The organism is Mycobacterium sp. NGS59 (genome assembly GCF_059812345.1).
The window spans coordinates 74,252-92,608 of sequence record NZ_JCALCN010000003.1 but is presented as its reverse complement, the minus strand read 5'-3'; the positions used below and the strand labels follow the sequence as shown (position 1 = coordinate 92,608).

Here is an 18,357-nt window from a genome sequence, read left to right as displayed (position 1 = left end):
TGCCGCGGCGGCTGTGTCCCAACCGGTTGGGTAGGGTTTCCGAGGCACCATGAGAAATCACCGAGCGCGTGTGCGCGGATCCAGTCGCCCAGTCACGCGCGCCGGTCGGGTAGTTGGACAGGGTAGGCAGACATGAGCGGGCCGTATCCGCCGGGATGGGAACCTGACGAATCCGACCGTGCCGGTGAGCCCACCGATCTGGACTCCGGTGGCGACGCACTCGACTACGAACTGTCAGACCCAGACCACGGTGACGGGCCGGATTCGCTTGATGCCGTGGACGTTCCAGCAGACCCCGCAGAAACCGACACCCACTCCCGGGCGTACTCGGCGCCGGAGTCCGAGCAATTCCTCAGCGGCCCGTACATCCCGGCCGATCTGGCGCTCTACGACTACGACAGTTACGACGCCTTCGACCGTGACGAGGACTCCGCTCCGCGCTGGCCCTGGGTGGTCGGCGTCGCGGCGATCGTGGCCGCGATCGCGCTGGTCACGTCGGTGTCACTGCTCGTGACGCATTCCGATTCCCGCCAACTCGCCAACCCCGATACCACCACTTCGTCGTCGACATCGCCGGTGCAGGACGAGATCACCACCACCAAGCCGCCGCCGTCGTCCTCCGAGCCGCCGCCACCGCCGCCGTCGTCGTCGGAGCCGCCACCGCCGCCGCCGCCATCGTCGTCCGAGCCGCCGCCACCACCGCCACCTTCGGCCACTGCGCCGCCGCCGTCACCTTCGGCCACTGCGCCGCCGCCTGCGGCACCCAGCCCGAGCGCGGCGGCCCCGCCTCCGGCGCCGACCACGACCCTGACCGGTCCGCGACAGGTCACCTATTCGGTGACCGGCAGCAAGGCTCCGGGCGACATCATCTCGGTCACCTACGTCGACTCCTCCGGCCGGCGCCGGACCCAGCACAACGTCTATATCCCGTGGTCGATGACGGTCACGCCGATCTCGCAATCCGATGTCGGTTCGCTGGAGGCCTCCAGTCTGTTCCACGTCAGCAAACTGAACTGTTCGATCATCACTAGCGATGGGACGGTATTGTCCGCCAACACCAACGACTCACCGCAGACGAGCTGCTGAATGGTCGGCAGATATTCCGCGTACCGGCGCGGGCCGGATCCGGTGGTCAATCCTGACATCATCGACCGCGTCATGATCGGTGCCTGCGCCGCGATCTGGCTGGTCTTGGTGGGCGTCAGCGTGGCAGCCGCCGTCGCCTTGACGGACCTGGGCCGGGGGTTCCACAAAATGGCGCGGAGCCCCCACACCACGTGGGTGCTGTATGCGGTCATCATCGTCTCCGCGCTGGTCATCGCGGGCGCCATCCCGGTGTTGCTGCGGGCCCGGCGGACGACGCAGGCCGAGCCGGTGGTCCGGTCGAGGGCGCTGCAGGGGCGTGGGCCCGCCAGGCAGCCGGTCCGGGTGGGCGGACGCCCCGGCTCGCGCGCGTTGGCCGAGCCGACGCGCCGGGACGCGGTGAAAGCCTATGGGGGCGTTGACGAGTGGTCCGGTGAGGCCGTCGACCGGCTCTGGTTACGCGGCACGCTCGCCCTGACCAGTGCCATCGGCGCCGCACTGACCGGCGTCGCGTTGGCGACCTACCTGATGGCCGCGGGACACGAAGGGCCTTCGTGGGTCAGCTACACGTTTGCCGGACTGATCGCCGCGGGCATGCCGGCGATCGAATGGGCCTACGTGCGACAGCTGCGTAGCGGGCAAGCCGGCCACTAGGCCACTAGCGGCGCGTCACCGCCGCCGGCCACTAGCGGCGCGTCACCGCCGCCGGCCACTGGCGGCGCGTCACCGCCGCCGGACCGGTCCCGCTGATCGTGCCTCTAGTGGTGCTCGCCGTTGGAAGAACCGTTACCGGAGCCGTTGATGCCTTCCTGGTGCTCCCGCAGCGCCGTGAGGACACGGTGTTCGGCAGCGTGGCTCGCCTCCCGCAGCGCCGAGTCCTCCGTCGTCGGGTCCGCGCGCAGGAAACTGCCGCTTCCGGGTGTGCCGGCCGAGCCCAGCTTGTTCATCTTCTTGGGCAGCGGGGCACCCTGGTACTCCAACGGCAGCGGGTGGCCGTGGTCGTCGACGGGGCCCAGTGGCTGATGCAACTCGATGTAGGCGCCGTGGGGCAACCGCTTGATGATGCCGGTCTCCACGCCGTGCTCGAGCACCTCGCGGTCGCTGCGCTGCAGGCCGACCGCCCAGCGGTAGGCGACGAAGTAGACCAGCGGCGGCAGGATCACCATGCCGATGCGGGCGATCCACGTGGTCGCGTTCAGCGAGATGTGGAACTTGAACGCGATGATGTCGTTCATGGCCGCCAGCGTCAGCACCATGTAGAAGGCGATCGCCATGGAGCCGACGGCGGTGCGCACCGGTGCGTCCCGCGGTCGCACCAGCAGGTTGTGGTGCTCGTAATCCCCGGTGAAGCGCTTCTCCAGGAACGGGTAAATGGTCAGCAGCACGAAGATCAGGCCCATGATCAACGCCACCCACACCGAAGCCGGAATGGTGTGGTGGAAGAAGTAGAACTCCCATGGCGGCCAGATACGGGCCAGGCCTTCGGTCCACATCATGTAGAAGTCCGGCTGCGAACCGGCGGAGACCTGAGATGGCTTGTAGGGTCCGAGGTTCCAGATCGGGTTGATCGTCAGCAGCCCGCCCATCAGACCGAGCACGCCGACGATGGCGGCGAAGTACGCACCGGACTTCACGGCGAACACCGGCATGACCCGGACGCCGACGACGTTGTGCTCGGTGCGGCCGGGACCGGGGAACTGGGTGTGCTTCTGGAACCACACCAACGCCATGTGGACACCGATCAGGGCCAGGATGATCCCCGGCAGCAGCAGGATGTGCAGGGCATACAGCCGCGGGATCAGGATGGTGCCGGGGAAGTCGCCGCCGAACAGGGCCCAGTGCAGCCAGGTCCCGATCACCGGCATGCCCAGCGTGATCGAGGAGAGCGCCGCCCGCAGACCGATCCCGGAGAGCAGGTCGTCGGGTAACGAGTAGCCGAAATAACCCTCGAACATGGCCAGGATCAGCAGCAGCGAACCGATGACCCAGTTGGCCTCGCGCGGCCTGCGGTATGCGGCGGTGAAGAAGATGCGCGCCAGGTGCACCATGATCGCCGCCGCGAAGATCAGCGCGGCCCAGTGGTGGACCTGGCGGACGAACAGGCCCCCGCGGACCTCGAAGGAGATGTGCAGCGCCGACTCGTAGGCGCGCGACATCTCCACGCCGCGCAGCGGCTGGTAGACGCCGTTGTAGGTGACCTCGGCCATGGACGGGTCGAAGAACAGCGTCAGGTACACGCCGGTGATCAGCAGCACGATGAAGCTGTACAGGGCGATCTCGCCGAGCAGGAACGACCAGTGGGTCGGGAACACCTTGTTGAGCTGACGACGCACCGCGGCCGACGGGTGGTAGCGAGTGTCGACCGCGTCGCCCTGGCCGGCCAGGACGTCACCGATTTTCGGAGGGCTCAGTTTAGGACTCATGAGGTTGTGCGCTCCCAGAATGCCGGTCCTACGGGTTCGACGAAGTCGCCGTTGGCGACGAGATACCCGTTCTTGTCGATTGTGATCGGCAGCTGCGCCAGTGCACGGGCCGCGGGACCGAAGATCGGCTTGGCGAAGTGCAGGGCGTCGAACTGCGACTGATGGCACGGGCACAAGATGCGGTAGGACTGCTGCTCGTACAGCGAGGCCGGGCAGCCCAGGTGCGAGCAGACCTTCGTGTAGGCGAAGAACTCCCCGAAGTTGAAGCTTTCCTGACCCTTGCGCTTGACCACCCGGTCCACGTCGCTGGGTTTGATCCGGATGAGCATCACCGGGTTACGGATGCCCATGGCGATTTCCGACAGTTTCTCGTGCGATTCCACCGTGGTTCCGTCGCCGTCGGATTCGCGCCAGGGGAAGACGGTCTCCATCCCGCCGGCGTCGATGTCCTCGGGACGCATCTTCACGAACGGCGGGCCGTCGTGGGCGCCCGTGGCCCGGGCCAGGAAGATGGTCTCGCCCTTGAACCGTGGTGTCCAGCCCGACGTCCACAGTTCCGCCTTCATGCCCTCGGCGGTGGGAACGACCGGCTTCCACGGGTTCTTGATCAGGCCGCCGGCAAACGCGACCAGGGTGCCCAGACCGAACGCGCCCAGGCCGATGCCGAACGAAAGTCCGATCAGCTTGCGGCGTCCGACCGTCGACCCTTCATAGGCGTCGGCCAGGTTCGCCACCACCGTCTTGCGGTCGATCTCGCGGGATGCTCCGTCGTGGCGGTCCTGGATCGTGATCTCTTGTGGGATAAACCGTTTCTGGTACAGGACCGCGCCGATGGCGATCGCCAGAATGGAGCCGCCGAACGTCAGCCCATAGAGCGGGGTGGCCAGCGAGTACCAGAAGTTGCCCGGTGTCCCGCTCGGTTTGTACTCCCACGGCCAGAACAGGAAAACCACCAGCAGGGCAAGCCCCAGTCCACCGCCCAGCAAAAGCCAGCGTGCCACCGAGCGCTCCGCGCGCTTCTCGGCTTTGGTGCCCTCAACGGGCCAGCGGGACTCTTTGTAGACGATCTGGACGCCGTCCATCTCGCTGCCCAGGTCCAGCAGTTCCTGCCGCGACATGTTGGCCAGCGCGCCGTCGTCCGGCTCCTTGCGACCCAGGTGGGTGTCGGTGTCGGTGTCCGAGCTGGCCTTGCGGCCGGCGTCGTGCGTCACGTCAGAACCCTCGCTCACGTCCGTGCCCCAATCCACAGTGCCAGCCCGATAGCAGCGACCATGCCGATGATCCAAGCGGCCATGCCCTCGGGTGCGGGTCCGAACCCGCCCAGTCCGTAGCCGCCCGGCGACGGCTCCTCAGCCGTGGTCCGCACGTAGGCGATGATGTCCTTCTTCGCTTCCAGCGACAGCTGCCGGTCGGAGAACTTCGGCATGTTCTGCGGACCGGTCAGCATGGCGGTGAGGATCTGCTGCTCGTTGGCCGGTCCCAGGTCCGGCGCGTATTTCCCGGACGACAGCGCGCCGCCCTTGCCGGTGAAGTTGTGGCACGACGCGCAGTTCAGCCGGAAGAGGTCGCCGCCGCGGCCGAGGTCGGTGCCGCGCAGCGACTCCATCTGCAGGCTGCCGTCGGGGTTGCGCAGCACGGTCGGGCCGCCACCCCTGGCTTGCACGTAGGCGCCGATCGCGTCGATCTGGTGTTCGTCGAAGACCGGTTCCTTGCGCTGTGCCTGCGCCTCACCGCGCATCGCCGGCATGCGTCCGGTCGACACCTGGAAATAGATGGCCGCCTCGCCGACACCGATCAGGCTGGGGCCGTGGTCGGGCACCCCCTGCAGGTTGGCGCCGTGGCAGGACACGCAGGACGTCTCGAAGAGCTGCTTGCCGGTCCGCTGCAGCGCCGAGCCCGATTCGTCGGCCACGGCCACCTGCGGTGTCGGCGTCAGCACCGCTGCCAGGCCACCGGCGATGGTCAGCGCGATCAGCAGCAACAGGCCGCCGGACAGGCGACGGCGCAGACGCCGGCGGGACCGGGCCTTACGCTCACCGCTACCAGATCGGGTAGACCCCAATTTCCTCAACCGACACTCCTCTTTTGCTGGATTCGGAGCCGCGGGCTCATCGGATGAAATAAATGACCGCGAACAGCGCGATCCACACGATGTCGACGAAGTGCCAGTAGTACGAGACGACGATGCTGGCGGTCGCCTGAGCCGGGGTGAACTTACTCATCCTGGTGCGGATCAGCAGGAAGATGAACGCGATCAGACCGCCGGTGACGTGCAGGCCGTGAAACCCGGTCGCCAGGTAGAAGACGCTGCCGTAGGCGCTGCCGGGGATGGTGGTGCCGTGTTGAACCAGGTGAACGTACTCGTAGGCCTGGCCCAGGATGAAGAACAACCCCATCCCGAAGGTGAGTAGATACCAGCGGCGCAGCCCGAAGACGTCGCCCCGTTCCGCGGCGAACACACCCATCTGGCAGGTGAACGACGAAGCGATCAGTACCAGCGTCACCGGCACCGCCTGATACAGGTTCAGCTCGGTCGGCGGCGGCGGCCAGTTCCCGGCTGCCTGCGCTCGCGCCGTGAAGTAGAACGCGAACAGGCCAGCAAAGAACATGAGCTCGCTGGAAAGCCACACTATGGTGCCAACACTGACCATATTCGGCCGATTCAGCGAATGCACTCGCGACGTAATCGCAGTACCCGAGGTCCCTACAGCACTCGTCACATCCGCAAGTATGACGCTTTGTAGTTGTCGAGCACTACCCGGGTGACATTTTTCGCGTAATTCGGCGTGGCGGCGGTTGGGTGGCGGTCGGGTACGCGTGGGACCATCGGCGCGTGGCTGCGTCGTCTGAGGCTGTTCCGTCCGGGGGTCTTCCCGGTGCGGCACCGTCCTGGCCGCGGGTGCTGGGGCGTCTGACCGAGCGGCAGAATCTGACGCGGGGGGATGCCGCCTGGGCCATGGACCAGATCATGGGCGGAGACGCGCAGCCGGCTCAGATCGCGGCGTTCGCGGTGGCGCTGAAGATGAAGGGTCCCACGGCCGACGAAGTCAGCGAGTTGGCCGGTGTCATGCTCGACCACGCCCGCCCCATGCCTGTCGACGCGCTGCCCGAGGACGCGGTGGATGTCGTCGGTACCGGAGGTGACGGGTTCAACACCGTCAACCTGTCCACCATGGCCTCGATCGTGGTGGCGGCGGCCGGCGTCCCCGTCGTCAAACACGGCAACCGCGCGGCCTCGTCGCTGTCCGGCGGCGCCGACACGCTGGAAGCTCTCGGGGTGCGCATCGACCTGGAACCCGAACAGGTCGCCCGCAGCCTTCAAGAGCTGGGGATCGGGTTCTGCTTCGCGCCGCAGTTTCATCCCTCCTACCGGCACGCGTCAGCGGTGCGTCGCGAAATCGGAGTACCCACGGTTTTCAATCTCCTTGGGCCGCTTACCAATCCGGCCCGGCCGCGGGCCGGCCTGATCGGTTGCGCGTTCGCCGACCTGGCCGAGGTGATGGCCGGGGTGTTTGCCGCCCGCCGGTCGAGTGTGTTGGTGGTGCACGGCGACGACGGGCTCGACGAACTGACCACCACCACGACGAGCACCATCTGGCGGGTGCAGGCGGGCACCGTGGACAAGCTGAAGTTCGATCCCGCGGGGTTCGGTTTCGCCCGCGCCGACATCGACGAGCTGCGCGGTGGCGACGCTCAGGTCAACGCCGCCGAGGTGCGGGCCGTGCTGGCCGGGGAGAAAGGTCCGGTGCGCGACGCCGTCGTGCTCAACGCGGCGGGGGCACTGGTGGCCCACGCGGGGTTATCCAGCCGCGCTGAATGGTTGCCGGCGTGGGAAGACGGGTTGCGCCGCGCCGCCGACACGATCGACAGCGGGGCGGCCGAACAGTTGCTCGCGCGTTGGGTGCGGTTCGGTCAGCAGGTGTGAATCGGCCTGCTCACCGGCCAGCCGCGCCGAGCGGGCCGTGGCCGCCCACGCCGCCCAAGCGCCCGCCGCCCGCAGTGGCGACGCCCAACCGTCACCGCTGATTCGCACGATCCGCACTCCCGGCGTGGCCAGCCACCGGGCGATCAGTGCGGTCTCTTCGACCAGCGCGCCGCCGAGCGGTGCCGGCGCCGGCAGGACCGCCTGGGCGCCGGCGACAAGGGTCTCGACGACGGGCATCGGCGGCACACCGCGCGCGGCAGTCCCCGCCGCGGCCAGTTGGCCGTGCCGGATGACGGCCAGCTGGTAGCCGTCCTTGCCGTCGGGGCCGTCCGGCTTGGCGACGATCAACTCGGGCAGCGCGGTCAGGGCCCGCAGCCGCTGGCCTCGCCACAGCACCTCGACGGCGGTGGCGATGTGGTCGCGCAGGCGGGCCGCGCTCTCGTAATGATGCCGTTCTGCCAGCGCGGTGACCGCCGCCGCAGCCGCGGCCAGCGGGGTGTTGTCGGTGCCCTCGATCAACCCCGTGGCACGGCGTACCGCCTCGGCGTAGTGCTCGGGACCCACGTCCCGGGCTGCCGGGCACGGCGATATCTCGACTTCGGCACACGCCGGACCGTGCCGGGCCGACCGGGCCAGCCTTTTGGTGCAGGTCCGTACCCCGGTGAACCGGGCAAGCAGGGCGGCGGTGTCCGCGGCCTCGGTGCGGGACCGGAACGGTCCGACGGCGCGGTCATGCCCGGGGTTGCGGACCACCGAGAACCGCGGGAACGCCTCGTCGGTGAGCACCAGCCACCACCAGCGGTGCGGGAACCGCGACCGGCGGTTGTAGGGCGGGGCGTGAGCGACCAGCAACCGGAGCTCACGCACGCCGGCTTCCAGCGCGTGCGCGCACTCCACGTGGTCGATCGCGCCGGCCAGGGCGACCATCTCCTTCATCCGGCCTCGCGGATCGGCGCCGTTGAAGTATTGGCTGACGCGACGTCGCAGGTCGACGGCGGTGCCGATGTAAAGCACCTCCGACGCCGGTCCGCGGAACAGGTAGACACCGGGGCGGCGCGGCAGTCCGTCGGCCAGCACCCGCTTGCGCCGCTGAGCGGGCGTGACGTCGGGCAGATACGAGCGCAGTTCGGTGTAGGTGTGGATGCCCTGGTTGCCGACCCGTTCGATGAGCGCGTGCAGGACGTCCACGGTGGCGCGGGCGTCGTCGAGGGCGCGGTGAGTGGGCTGGGTTGCCACCGCGAACAGCCGGGCCAACTCCGCCAGTCGCACGCTGGGGGCTTCCTCGCGGCTCAGCACCCGCCGCGCCAACCGCACCGTGCACAGCACCTTGGGGCGAGGCCAGTTCAGCTGACAGCGCTCGGCGGCGGCGCGCAGGAACCCGATGTCGAAACCGGCGTTGTGGGCCACCAGCACCGAGTCGGCGGCGAACTCGAAGAACATCGGCAGCACCGCGTCGATGGGCGGGGCGTCGCACACCATTGCCGTGGTGATCCCGGTCAGCTGGACGATCTGCGGCGGGATGCTGCGCTGCGGGTCGACCAGGGTGGCGAACTCACCCAGCACGACGCCGCCGCGCACCTTGACCGCGCCTATCTCGGTGATCGCGTCGGGTACGACGCCGGGGTGCCCGACCGCGCGCCCGCCCGTGGTCTCCAGGTCGACCACCACAAAGGTGGTCTCACGCAGCGAAGGCTCTTCGCCGGCGTCCCACCCGTCCAGTCCGGCGAAGCTGAGTTGACTCCCACCGGTAGCACTCATGGGCGTGACGTTAAGCAGGGGCACCGACACCGTCGGCGTTGCCACGCCGAACGTTGTTGTCGGTGCCGACCGTTACCGTGCGGATCAGCTCGATTTATGGATGCGAGCTCGGACGAAAGGACTCAGATGGCACTCAGCAGCGGAGCTGAAAGGGAGCGCCGTACCGTCGACGCCGGGGCGCTCCGGCCCGGGGAGTCGGTGGTCATCGACTGCGACGATTGCGCCGTGCGCGGGCCGGGGTGTCGCGAGTGCGTGGTCAGCGTGTTGCTCGGCGTGCCCGAAACCCTTTCCTACGACGAGCAAGTCGCGTTGCAGGCGCTCGCCGAGGTGGGATTGGCGCCGCGGTTGCGGCTGGTCCCGATCCGGCGCGGACGTGAGCCCGGGGTCGCGTGAGGCTCGTGTATGGTCGACGACGGCAAGATCCCTGCACCACATAGAAATGACAGAAATCTTCCTAATTTCTTAAGCCCTCCCTTTGGACAAACGCCGATATCGTTTCGTAACCTGTTTGAGACCTAAACCCGCTCGACGCATTGGCGTCGATGGCAGTTTAAGGAAGCAAATCTTGAGGCTCGACTTTTGGCATTCGACTGTGCGCGTCATCAAGAGGTCTGCCCTCGGTTCGTTAGCGAGCTTCGTCGTGTTGTCCGGCATTTCGGCCGCGGGTGTGATGGCCGATCCCGCCGAGGACGCGCTGGCAAAACTCAACGAGCTGTCCCGGCAGGCTGAGCAGACCACCGAGGCGATGCACAGCGCACAACTCGACTTGAACGACAAGTTGGGCGCCTTGCAGGCCGCGGAGCGGAAGCTGGCTGACGACCAGGCCGCCGCGGACGCCGCGAAGGCGCGATTGGCCTCGTTCCAGACCGCGGTCAACAAGGTTGCCGCAGCCGCCTACATGGGTGGTCGCACCGACGGGCTGGACGCCATGCTGACCGCGGAGTCGCCGCAGCTGCTGATCGACGGTCTGGCCGTGCAGCGGGTGATGGCGCGTCAAATGTCAACTCAGATGGCCAATTTCAAGGCCGCTGGCGAGCAGGCCGCCAAGGCTGAGCAGGTGTCTGCGAAATCGGCGGCCGACGCCAAGGCCGCCGCCGAGCAGGCCGCCGCGGTGCGGGCCAACCTGCAGCACAAGCAGAGCCAGTTGCAGGTGCAGATCGCCGTCGTGAAGTCCCAATACATGGCGTTGACGCCCGAACAGCGCACCGCCATGGCCAATCCCGGACCGGCGCCGGAGGGTGTGCCGGGTGCGCCGGCCCCCGAGGCGTTGCCGCCCGGCGCGCCGCCCGCGCCAGACGGTGCGCCGGCTCCCGGTCAGGTGCCGCCGCCCGGCGGTTTCACCGGAGCGCCGTTCACCGAACCCGGTGGCGGTGGCGGGGACCGTGCGGTGGTCGTGCAGGCCGCCTTGACCCAGATCGGATCGCCGTACGTGTGGGGTGGCGCTGCGCCCGGCGGATTCGACTGCTCCGGGCTGGTCATGTGGGCGTTCCAGCAGGCGGGCATCTCGCTGCCGCACTCGAGTCAGGCGCTGGCACACGGCGGCCAGCCGGTGTCGCTCGGCGAGCTGCAACCCGGTGACGTGCTGACGTTCTACTCCGACGCATCGCACGCCGGCATCTACATCGGCGACGGGATGATGGTGCATTCCTCCACCTTCGGCCAGCCGGTTCGGGTGGTGCCGATGAACTCCTCCGGCCCGATCTACGACGCCCGCCGCTACTGAGATTCGCGTGGCAGTGCCGCGCCTGCTGCTGGCAGGCGTACTGCTCGCTGAGTTGATAGCGGCGCTCGTCCTCCCGGTTCATCCGATGACGGCCACGCACGATCGCGTGGTGCGGGCGGTCAACCTCGGCGGACCTGACGCGGACCGTCTGCTGTCGCGGGTGTCGGTGCACATGCGTTCCGCGGTGGATGCAGTCGTGGACTTCTGGGGTGCCGATTGGCCACCCGAGATCCCGGTGGTGACCACCGGTTCGGACGAGCAGTTCCGAGTCGCGGCCGGCGGCGGTCCGGCCGCACAGTGGACGGACATCGCGGCGGTGACGGTGGCCGATCGTGTCGACCCGGCGCACCGCACGGTGGCCAACGCCCGGATCGTGTTCGCCCCTGGCGCAGCCGGCATGAGCGACAGCGCACTGCGAATTGTGCTGTCCCACGAGCTGTTTCATTACGCGGCGCGGGCCGACACCGCGCTGGACGCCCCACGCTGGCTGACCGAAGGGGTGGCCGACTACGTCGCCCGACCCCAGCCCGCGGTGCCGGCCGGCTCTGCCACGTCATTGCCGTCAGACGACGATCTGGACGCCCCCGGCCCGCTGCGCTCGCTGGCATACGACCGGTCCTGGTGGTTCGCGCGATTCGTCGCCGATACCTATGGGGCCTTGAAACTGCGCGAACTGTACGTGGCGGCGTGCGGTGTCGGGCACGCGGATGTGCCCGGCGCCGTCCGCGCGGTCCTCGGCCTGGATCTGCCCGGCGTGCTGACGCACTGGCAGCAGTGGATGGCCAGTCGCGCCTGATCCGCGCCGCTACCGGGTCGCGCGTGCCTGCCGCGCTAACGTGACGTGGTGAGCCGGGTCTTGCTGGTAACCAACGACTTTCCCCCGCGACGTGGCGGCATCCAGTCGTATCTGGGGGAATTCGTGGACCGCCTGGTCGACTCCGGTTCGCACACCATCACGGTGTATGCGCCAAAGTGGAAGGGCGCCGGGGAGTTTGACGAAGCCGCGGGCTACCGGGTGGTGCGCCATCCCACCACACTGATGCTGCCGGTCCCGACGGTGGACATGCGGATGCGCCGGCTGATTGCCGAGCACGACATCGACACAGTCTGGTTCGGTGCTGCCGCGCCACTGGCGTTGTTGGCGCCGCGGGCCCGCCAGGCCGGGGTGGCGAGGGTGCTGGCCAGTACCCACGGTCACGAAGTGGGGTGGTCGATGCTGCCGGTCGCGCGGTCGGTGCTGCGCCGGATCGGTGACGGGACCGATGTGGTGACCTTCGTCAGTCGTTACACCAGATCCAGGTTCGCGCCCGCCTTCGGGCCGGGGGCCTCGCTGGAATACCTGCCACCCGGGGTGGACAGCGACTGGTTCCGGCCGGATCCGGCTGCCCGCGCCGAATTGCGCGCGCGGTATCGGCTGGGTGATCGGCCGACGGTGGTGTGCGTGTCGCGGCTGGTGCCGCGCAAGGGCCAGGACATGCTGATCCGTGCATTGCCGTCGATCCGGCGCCGGGTCGACGGTGCCGCTCTGGTGATCGTCGGCGGCGGTCCGTACCTGGAGACGCTGCGCAAGCTGGCCCGGGAGAACGGCGTGGCCGACGACGTGACGTTCACCGGTGGCATCCCTGGCGACGCCCTGCCCGCCCATCATGCGATGGCCGACGTGTTCGCGATGCCGTGCCGGACCCGCGGAGCGGGGATGGACGTGGAGGGTTTGGGCATCGTCTTCCTCGAGGCGTCGGCGACGGGGGTGCCGGTGGTCGCCGGCGACTCCGGTGGCGCGCCGGAAACGGTGCAGCACAACGAGACTGGATTGGTGGTGGATGGAAACTCGGTGAACCAGATCGCCGAAGCGATCGCCGGGTTGCTGACCGACCGCGACCGGGCGGCGGCGATGGGCGCCGCCGGCCGGGAGTGGGTGACGGCACAGTGGCGCTGGGACACGCTGGCCGCGCGCCTCGCCGACCTGCTGCGTTAGGCGTGCCGAGCAGTTAGGTGTGCCGAGCAGTTCGGCGTGCCGAGCAGACGCAAAAGCCCCCATTTTCGTGCCGAAATGGGGGCTTTTGCGTCTGCTCGCGCGGGGAGGCGGCTACTCCTTGTCGTAGATCGCCTCGATGTCGGAAGCGAACTTCTCGGCGACCACGTTGCGCTTGACCTTCATCGTCGGCGTCAACTCACCGGTGTCCTCGGTGAAGTCGACCGGCAGGATCCGGAACTTGCGGATCGACTCGGCATTCGACACCTGCAGGTTGGCCTGCTTGACGGCAGTGTCCACCTCGGCGACCAGGTCGGGGTCGGTGGCCAGGTCGCCCACCGAGGCACCGTCGGATTTGCTGTTGCGGCTCTTCCAGCCGTCGAACGCCTCCGGGTCGATGGTGATCAGCGCGCCGATGAACGGCTTGTTGTCGCCGACCACCATGGCCTGACTGATCAGCGGGTGCGACCGCAACTGGTCCTCGAGCACCGCGGGTGCGACGTTCTTGCCGCCGGCGGTGACGATCAGCTCCTTCTTGCGGCCGGTGATGCTCAAGAAGCCGTCCTCGTCGATCGAGCCCAGGTCGCCGGTGCGGAACCAGCCGTCGGTGAATGCCTCCTCGGTGGCCTGCTCGTTCTGCCAGTAGCCGCTGAACACCACGCCGCCGCGCACCAGCAGTTCCTTGTCGTCGGCGATCTTGAGGCTGTTGCCGGGCAGCAAGCTGCCGACGGTCCCGATCTTCAGGCCGTTGATCTGGTTGACCGTGATCGCGGCACTGGTCTCGGTCAAGCCGTAGCCCTCGTAGATGGTCAGTCCGACCCCGCGGTAGAAGTGGCCCAGCCGCGCGCCGAGCGGTGCACCGCCGGAAACCGCGGCGTGGCAGTCGCCACCCAACGCAGCGCGCAGCTTGTGGTAGACGAGCCGGTCGAACAGCGCATGCTTGGCGCGCAGCACCAGCCCGGGCTTGCCGTCGTCGTAGGCGCGGCTCCAGTCCACCGCCGTCTGCACCGCGGCCTTGAATACGGCGCCTTTGCCGTCGTTGGAGGCGTTCTGCGAGGCGGTGTTGTACACCTTCTCGAAGACACGCGGAACCGACACCACCACAGTCGGTTTGAACTCCGCGAACAAAGGCAGCAGATTCTTGATGTCGCTGGTGAAGCCTACGGTGACTTTGCTGGTGAACGCCGACAGCGTCAGCGCCCGAGCCAGCACGTGCGCCAGCGGCAAGAAGACCAGCAACCTCTGCCCCTCACACAGCAGCGTCGGAAGGCACTCCCGGGTGCCGCGAATCTCGTACAGCAGGTTGGAGTGGGTGAGTTGGCAGCCTTTGGGCCGTCCGGTGGTGCCCGAGGTGTAGATCAGCGTCGCGGGGTCTTCGGAGCGCAGTGCTTCCTGGCGCGCGGTCAGCTCGGCGGCGTCGACGGATTCGCCGGCCTCCACCAGCTGCTCGAGTGCCTTGGGGCCGGATCCGTCGATGTGCAGCACGCGGCGCAACGCGGGCAGTTCACCGGTGAGCTCGGTGACGGTCGCGGCGTGCGCATCGGTTTCGGCGAACGCCAGCACCGCCTCGGAGTTCTGCAGCACCCACCGCACTTGCTCTGCCGAGGACGTCTCATAGATCGGCACGGTCACCGCGCCCACCGCCAGGATCGCCAGATCCAGGATCGCCCACTCGTAGCGGGTGGCCGAGAAAATCGACACCCGGTCGCCGGCCTCTACCCCGAGAGCGATCAAACCCAGTGCGGCAGCGCGGATTTCGGCGGCGGCCTGGGCGCAGGTGACGTCGGTCCACTCGCCGTCGACCTGCCGCTGGTAGATCACGTAGTCGGGGTCGTTACGTTCGTGTTCGAAGACCACGGCCGCGACGTTGTCGTGTTCGTCGACGGAAAAGCGGGCCGGGACACTGTACTGACGCACTCTATTTACCTCGCTTGACCTGACGTGGCGGTTGACGGTGGTCGGCTTGTCGTAACCCAGCCTAGTGCGGTCCCTGCGGCACTTCGGAGGCGAACCGGTTCGACGCGGGCGGGTATGTGAAGCTGTGGCGATGAACAGCATCCAGATCGCTGACCAAACATATGTCGCCGCCGACGGAGCGCTGGTCGGGGCTGCCATCGCCGATCCGTCCAAATGGCGTCGCTGGTGGCCTGACCTGCAGCTGCAGGTCACCGAGGATCGTGGGGAGAAAGGCATCCGATGGATGGTCGCCGGAGCCTTGACGGGCACGATGGAGGTCTGGCTGGAGCCGTCCCTGGACGGGGTGGTGCTGCACTACTTCCTGCACGCGGAGCCCACCGGCGTTTCGGCTGCGGAGCTGGCCAAGCTGAACCTGGCGAAAGTGACGCACCGGCGCCGGGTGGCGGGCAAGAAGATGGCGTTCGAAGTGAAGACGACGCTGGAAGAGTCGCGTCCGGTCGGCGTTTCTCCGGTAGTTTGACCGGGTCGAGGTTTGCCTCGATACGGTCTGGAAACTCGGCATGGAAGAGTACCGTTTTGCAGGAGAATTGGGGCGCTCCGGCAAACGATCGGGCGGGGAAAGGGAAGTAACCAGGTGGCGGACAAGACCGAGCAGACGATCTACATCGATGCGGATCCGGCTGAGGTGATGAAGGCCATCGCCGACCTCGAGTCCTACCCGGACTGGATCAACGAGTACAAGAAGGTCGATGTCCTCGAAGCCGACGACGACGGCTACCCGAAGAAGGCGCGGATGCTGATGGACGCGACCATCTTCAAAGACACCCTGATCATGAACTACCAGTGGCCGGCGGACCGGAAGTCGCTGAGCTGGACTCTGGAATCCAGCTCGCTACTCAAGTCGCTGGAAGGCTCATACCTCTTGGCGCCCAATGGTTCTGGTACTGACGTCACTTATCAGCTGGCGGTCGATCTGGCCGTGCCGATGATCGGCATGCTCAAGCGCAAGGCCGAACGCAGGCTGATCGACGGCGCGTTGAAAGATCTGAAGAAACGAGTCGAGGGCTGAGTGATTCCGTCGCCCTCACCCCGGCCCGGATCAGTCTTTTCGTCGGCAAAGGCGGGGTAGGGAAATCCACCCTGGCATCCGCGACCGCGGTCAGCGATGCCAGCGGTGGTCAGCGCGTGCTGATCGTGTCCACCGACCAAGCCCACTCGCTGGGCGACGTGCTGGGTGTGCCCGTCCCGCCGACCGGTACCGACGAGGCCGTCCGCGTCATCGCCGACGACCCGGAGACCGGTGGCGGTTTCCTGGACGCGCTGGCCCTGGACACTCTGGCGCTGCTGGAGAACCGGTGGCGCGACGTGGTGGCGGCACTCGACGCCCAGCTTCCCGGCTCCGACCTGACCAGCCTTGCCCCCGAAGAACTTTCGGCCCTGCCCGGTATCCAGGAAGTGCTCGGCCTGCACGCGGTGGGTGAGCTCGCCGCGTCGGGACGATGGGACCGCATCGTCGTCGACTGTGCTTCCACTGCCGACGCGTTGCGGATGCTGACCCTGCCGGCCACCTTCGGCCTCTACGTCGAACGCGCGTGGCCGCGGCACCGCCGGCTCAGCGTCGGCGCCGACGACAGCCGTTCGGGGGCGGTGGTCGATCTGCTGGAACGCATCAGCGACAGCGTCGATCAGCTCAGCACGTTGCTGTCCGACGGTGACCTGGTCAGCGCCCACCTGGTGCTCACCCCCGAGCGGGTGGTCGCCGCCGAGGCGGCCCGCACCCTGGGGTCGCTGGCCCTGATGGGCGTGCGCGTCGAAGAACTGCTCGTCAACCAGGTCCTCGTCCGCGACGAGAACTACGAGTACAGCAGCCTGCCCGACCATCCGGCGTTCTATTGGTACGCCGAACGTATCTCGGAGCAACGCGCCGTCCTGGAAGAACTCGACGCCACCATCGGTGACGTGGCGCTGGTCCTGGTGCCGCACCAGGCCGGTGAGCCGATCGGTCCCAAGGCCCTGGCGGGACTGCTCGACAGCGCCCGGCACCGGCGCGGCGACGCCCCGCCCGGCCCGCTGCGCCCCGTCGTCGACCTCGAATCGGGGTCGGGACTGGAATCGGTGTACCGACTGCGGCTAGCGTTGCCCCAACTCGATCCCGGATCCCTGACGTTGGGCCGGTCGGACGACGACCTGGTCATCAGCGCGGGCGGAGTGCGGAGGCGGGTTCGACTGGCCTCGGTGTTGCGGCGGTGTACGGTGCTTGACGCCCAGTTGCGGTCCAGTGAGCTGACAGTTCGATTTCGACCAGATCCGGAGGTATGGCCAAGGTGAGTAGGGCTCATACCGATATCGCCCCCGAACTGCGCCGGCTCGCGCAGGCGATTCTGGACGGGATCGACCCGGGCGTGCGCGCGGCGGCCACGATGGCGATCAGTGCCGGAGCCGGCCAGTGCCAGCAGGTGTGGTGCCCGGTGTGCGCGCTGGCCGCGGTGGTCTCCGGCGAACAGCACCCGTTGGTGACGGTCATCGCCAACCACAGCGTGGCCCTACTGGAAGTGGTGCGGGCCATCGTCGACGACATCGACCAAACGGTGGCAACCGACTCGTCGGATACCGATCAGTCCGTCGACGGGGCCGGCGTCGGCCAGGACCCGGTGAGCACCAATGGCAACGCGAAAACGCGCTACCAGCCCATCCCGGTTACGCTGCAGGATTGAGCCGGCTGGTGCGAGGTGGTCGGAGCCATCGTTCGGTGGGTACAGTTGGCGCAGACACCGTCCGGTGCGGGGCATGAGGGAGAACCATGTGGTACTACCTGTTCAAGTACGTCCTGTTAGGCCCCTTGCTGTCTCTGCTCGGCCGCCCGAAAGTCGAAGGGCTGGAACACGTTCCGAGTTCCGGTCCGGCGATCCTGGCCAGTAACCACCTGGCGGTGATGGACAGCTTCTTCCTCCCGCTGGTGGTCCGACGCCGAATCACGTTCCTGGCCAAGGCCGAATACTTCACCGGTACCGGGTTCAAGGGCTGGTTCAATCGCTGGTTCTACACCGCCGTCGGGCAGGTGCCGATCGACCGCAGCGATTCCGAGGCCGCGCAGGCCGCGTTGGACACCGCAAGCCAGGTATTGGGTCAGGGCAAGCTGCTCGGGATGTATCCCGAAGGCACCCGGTCGCCGGACGGCCGGCTCTACAAGGGCAAGACCGGGCTGGCCCGCCTGGCCCTGCAGACCGGCGTCCCGGTGATCCCGGTGGCGATGATCGGGACCCACAAAGTCAACCCACCCGGCACCAGCCGGTTGCGGTTCGGCCGGGTGACCGTCCGGTTCGGCGAACCGATGGACTTCTCCCGGTTCGACGGCCTGGCCGGCAACCACTTCATCGAGCGCGCCGTCATCGACGAGGTGATGTACGAGCTGATGGGACTGTCCGAGCAGGAGTACGTCGACATCTACGCCGCCAGCGTCAAGGACGGCAGCGCCGACAAAGACGATGCGGAGGGATCCAAAAGGGGTTCCTCGGATGCCACCCGAATCCCCGAGACGGCCGTCGGCTGACGGACG

General features: G+C 67.7%; 16 protein-coding genes and 2 pseudogenes. 12 read left to right on the top strand and 6 right to left on the bottom strand.

What is annotated here, in order from left to right; translation table 11 throughout:
* The first annotated feature begins 132 nt into the window (after window positions 1–132).
* Together AC5Y46_RS05555 and AC5Y46_RS05550 are read left to right on the top strand one after the other, a co-directional pair.
* Window positions 133–1,086 carry an MmpS family transport accessory protein gene (locus AC5Y46_RS05555; RefSeq protein WP_499945739.1) on the top strand — a complete coding sequence of 318 codons (954 nt, stop codon included), beginning with the start codon at window positions 133–135 and terminating at the stop codon, window positions 1,084–1,086.
* Entirely contained in the window at window positions 1,087–1,737 is a 651-nt protein-coding gene (locus AC5Y46_RS05550; RefSeq protein WP_499945741.1) for a DUF2561 family protein, read from the top strand.
* 104 nt (window positions 1,738–1,841) lie between these two features.
* Here AC5Y46_RS05550 and qcrB read toward each other — a convergent pair whose 3' ends face one another.
* From qcrB to ctaE, 4 genes are all read right to left on the bottom strand, one after another.
* Window positions 1,842–3,506 (bottom strand): cytochrome bc1 complex cytochrome b subunit, encoded by a 1,665-nt coding sequence (qcrB, locus tag AC5Y46_RS05545; RefSeq protein ID WP_499945742.1) that lies wholly within the window; start codon window positions 3,504–3,506, stop codon window positions 1,842–1,844.
* Window positions 3,503–4,663, bottom strand: a complete 1,161-nt coding sequence (gene qcrA, locus AC5Y46_RS05540) for a cytochrome bc1 complex Rieske iron-sulfur subunit (protein ID WP_499945759.1) — start codon at window positions 4,661–4,663, stop codon at window positions 3,503–3,505. Before qcrA ends, qcrB begins: the two co-directional genes overlap by 4 nt.
* 68 nt (window positions 4,664–4,731) lie before the next feature.
* Window positions 4,732–5,577: a cytochrome bc1 complex diheme cytochrome c subunit gene (gene qcrC / locus AC5Y46_RS05535; protein ID WP_499945744.1), complete on the bottom strand. Its 846-nt coding sequence runs from the start codon at window positions 5,575–5,577 to the stop codon at window positions 4,732–4,734.
* 37 nt (window positions 5,578–5,614) lie between these two features.
* A complete protein-coding gene (ctaE, locus tag AC5Y46_RS05530; protein WP_499945745.1) occupies window positions 5,615–6,226 on the bottom strand; it encodes an aa3-type cytochrome oxidase subunit III in 612 nt (203 codons plus the stop codon).
* A gap of 113 nt (window positions 6,227–6,339) precedes the next feature.
* Between ctaE and trpD the strand changes: the two genes are divergently transcribed.
* Window positions 6,340–7,431, top strand: coding sequence for an anthranilate phosphoribosyltransferase (gene trpD, locus AC5Y46_RS05525; RefSeq protein ID WP_499945746.1), 1,092 nt, complete (start codon window positions 6,340–6,342; stop codon window positions 7,429–7,431).
* On the opposite strand, the pseudogene AC5Y46_RS05520 reads toward trpD, so the two are convergent.
* Window positions 7,369–9,189 (bottom strand): annotated as a pseudogene (locus tag AC5Y46_RS05520) (DEDD exonuclease domain-containing protein); the annotation flags it as partial. The gene trpD and the pseudogene AC5Y46_RS05520 sit on opposite strands and share 63 nt — an antisense overlap.
* A 126-nt stretch (window positions 9,190–9,315) precedes the next feature.
* Here AC5Y46_RS05520 and AC5Y46_RS05515 point away from each other — a divergent pair.
* The 4 genes from AC5Y46_RS05515 (at window position 9,316) to pimB (ending at window position 12,887) form a co-directional block, all read left to right on the top strand.
* Window positions 9,316–9,582, top strand: coding sequence for a hypothetical protein (locus AC5Y46_RS05515; protein WP_499945748.1), 267 nt, complete (start codon window positions 9,316–9,318; stop codon window positions 9,580–9,582).
* A 172-nt stretch (window positions 9,583–9,754) separates the two neighbouring features.
* Window positions 9,755–10,912, top strand: a complete 1,158-nt coding sequence (gene ripC / locus AC5Y46_RS05510) for a peptidoglycan hydrolase RipC (protein WP_499945749.1) — start codon at window positions 9,755–9,757, stop codon at window positions 10,910–10,912.
* A gap of 85 nt (window positions 10,913–10,997) precedes the next feature.
* The gene (locus AC5Y46_RS05505) at window positions 10,998–11,708 is read left to right on the top strand and encodes a gluzincin family metallopeptidase (RefSeq protein WP_499945760.1); all 711 of its coding nucleotides are present in this window, start codon (window positions 10,998–11,000) and stop codon (window positions 11,706–11,708) included.
* 48 nt (window positions 11,709–11,756) lie between these two features.
* Window positions 11,757–12,887: a GDP-mannose-dependent alpha-(1-6)-phosphatidylinositol monomannoside mannosyltransferase gene (pimB, locus tag AC5Y46_RS05500; RefSeq protein ID WP_499945751.1), complete on the top strand. Its 1,131-nt coding sequence runs from the start codon at window positions 11,757–11,759 to the stop codon at window positions 12,885–12,887.
* A gap of 111 nt (window positions 12,888–12,998) precedes the next feature.
* On the opposite strand, the gene AC5Y46_RS05495 is transcribed toward pimB, so the two are convergent.
* The gene (locus tag AC5Y46_RS05495; RefSeq protein ID WP_499990304.1) at window positions 12,999–14,801 is read right to left on the bottom strand and encodes an AMP-dependent synthetase/ligase; all 1,803 of its coding nucleotides are present in this window, start codon (window positions 14,799–14,801) and stop codon (window positions 12,999–13,001) included.
* 130 nt (window positions 14,802–14,931) lie between these two features.
* Here AC5Y46_RS05495 and AC5Y46_RS05490 point away from each other — a divergent pair, with 130 nt between their 5' ends.
* The 5 genes and pseudogenes from AC5Y46_RS05490 to AC5Y46_RS05470 all read left to right on the top strand — a co-directional run bounded on the left by AC5Y46_RS05490 (window position 14,932) and on the right by AC5Y46_RS05470 (window position 18,351).
* Complete coding sequence (locus AC5Y46_RS05490; RefSeq protein ID WP_499990302.1) at window positions 14,932–15,321, top strand: polyketide cyclase / dehydrase and lipid transport; 390 nt, start codon at window positions 14,932–14,934, stop codon at window positions 15,319–15,321.
* A 114-nt stretch (window positions 15,322–15,435) separates the two neighbouring features.
* Window positions 15,436–15,870, top strand: coding sequence for an SRPBCC family protein (locus AC5Y46_RS05485; protein WP_499990301.1), 435 nt, complete (start codon window positions 15,436–15,438; stop codon window positions 15,868–15,870).
* Window positions 15,867–17,129 carry an ArsA family ATPase gene (locus tag AC5Y46_RS05480; RefSeq protein ID WP_499990476.1) on the top strand — a complete coding sequence of 421 codons (1,263 nt, stop codon included), beginning with the start codon at window positions 15,867–15,869 and terminating at the stop codon, window positions 17,127–17,129. Before AC5Y46_RS05485 ends, AC5Y46_RS05480 begins: the two co-directional genes overlap by 4 nt.
* Window positions 17,126–17,387, top strand: a pseudogene (locus AC5Y46_RS05475) (hypothetical protein); the annotation flags it as partial. The gene AC5Y46_RS05480 and the pseudogene AC5Y46_RS05475, both read left to right, overlap by 4 nt.
* A gap of 214 nt (window positions 17,388–17,601) precedes the next feature.
* A complete protein-coding gene (locus AC5Y46_RS05470) occupies window positions 17,602–18,351 on the top strand; it encodes a lysophospholipid acyltransferase family protein (RefSeq protein ID WP_499990300.1) in 750 nt (249 codons plus the stop codon).
* Window positions 18,352–18,357 lie beyond the last annotated feature (6 nt).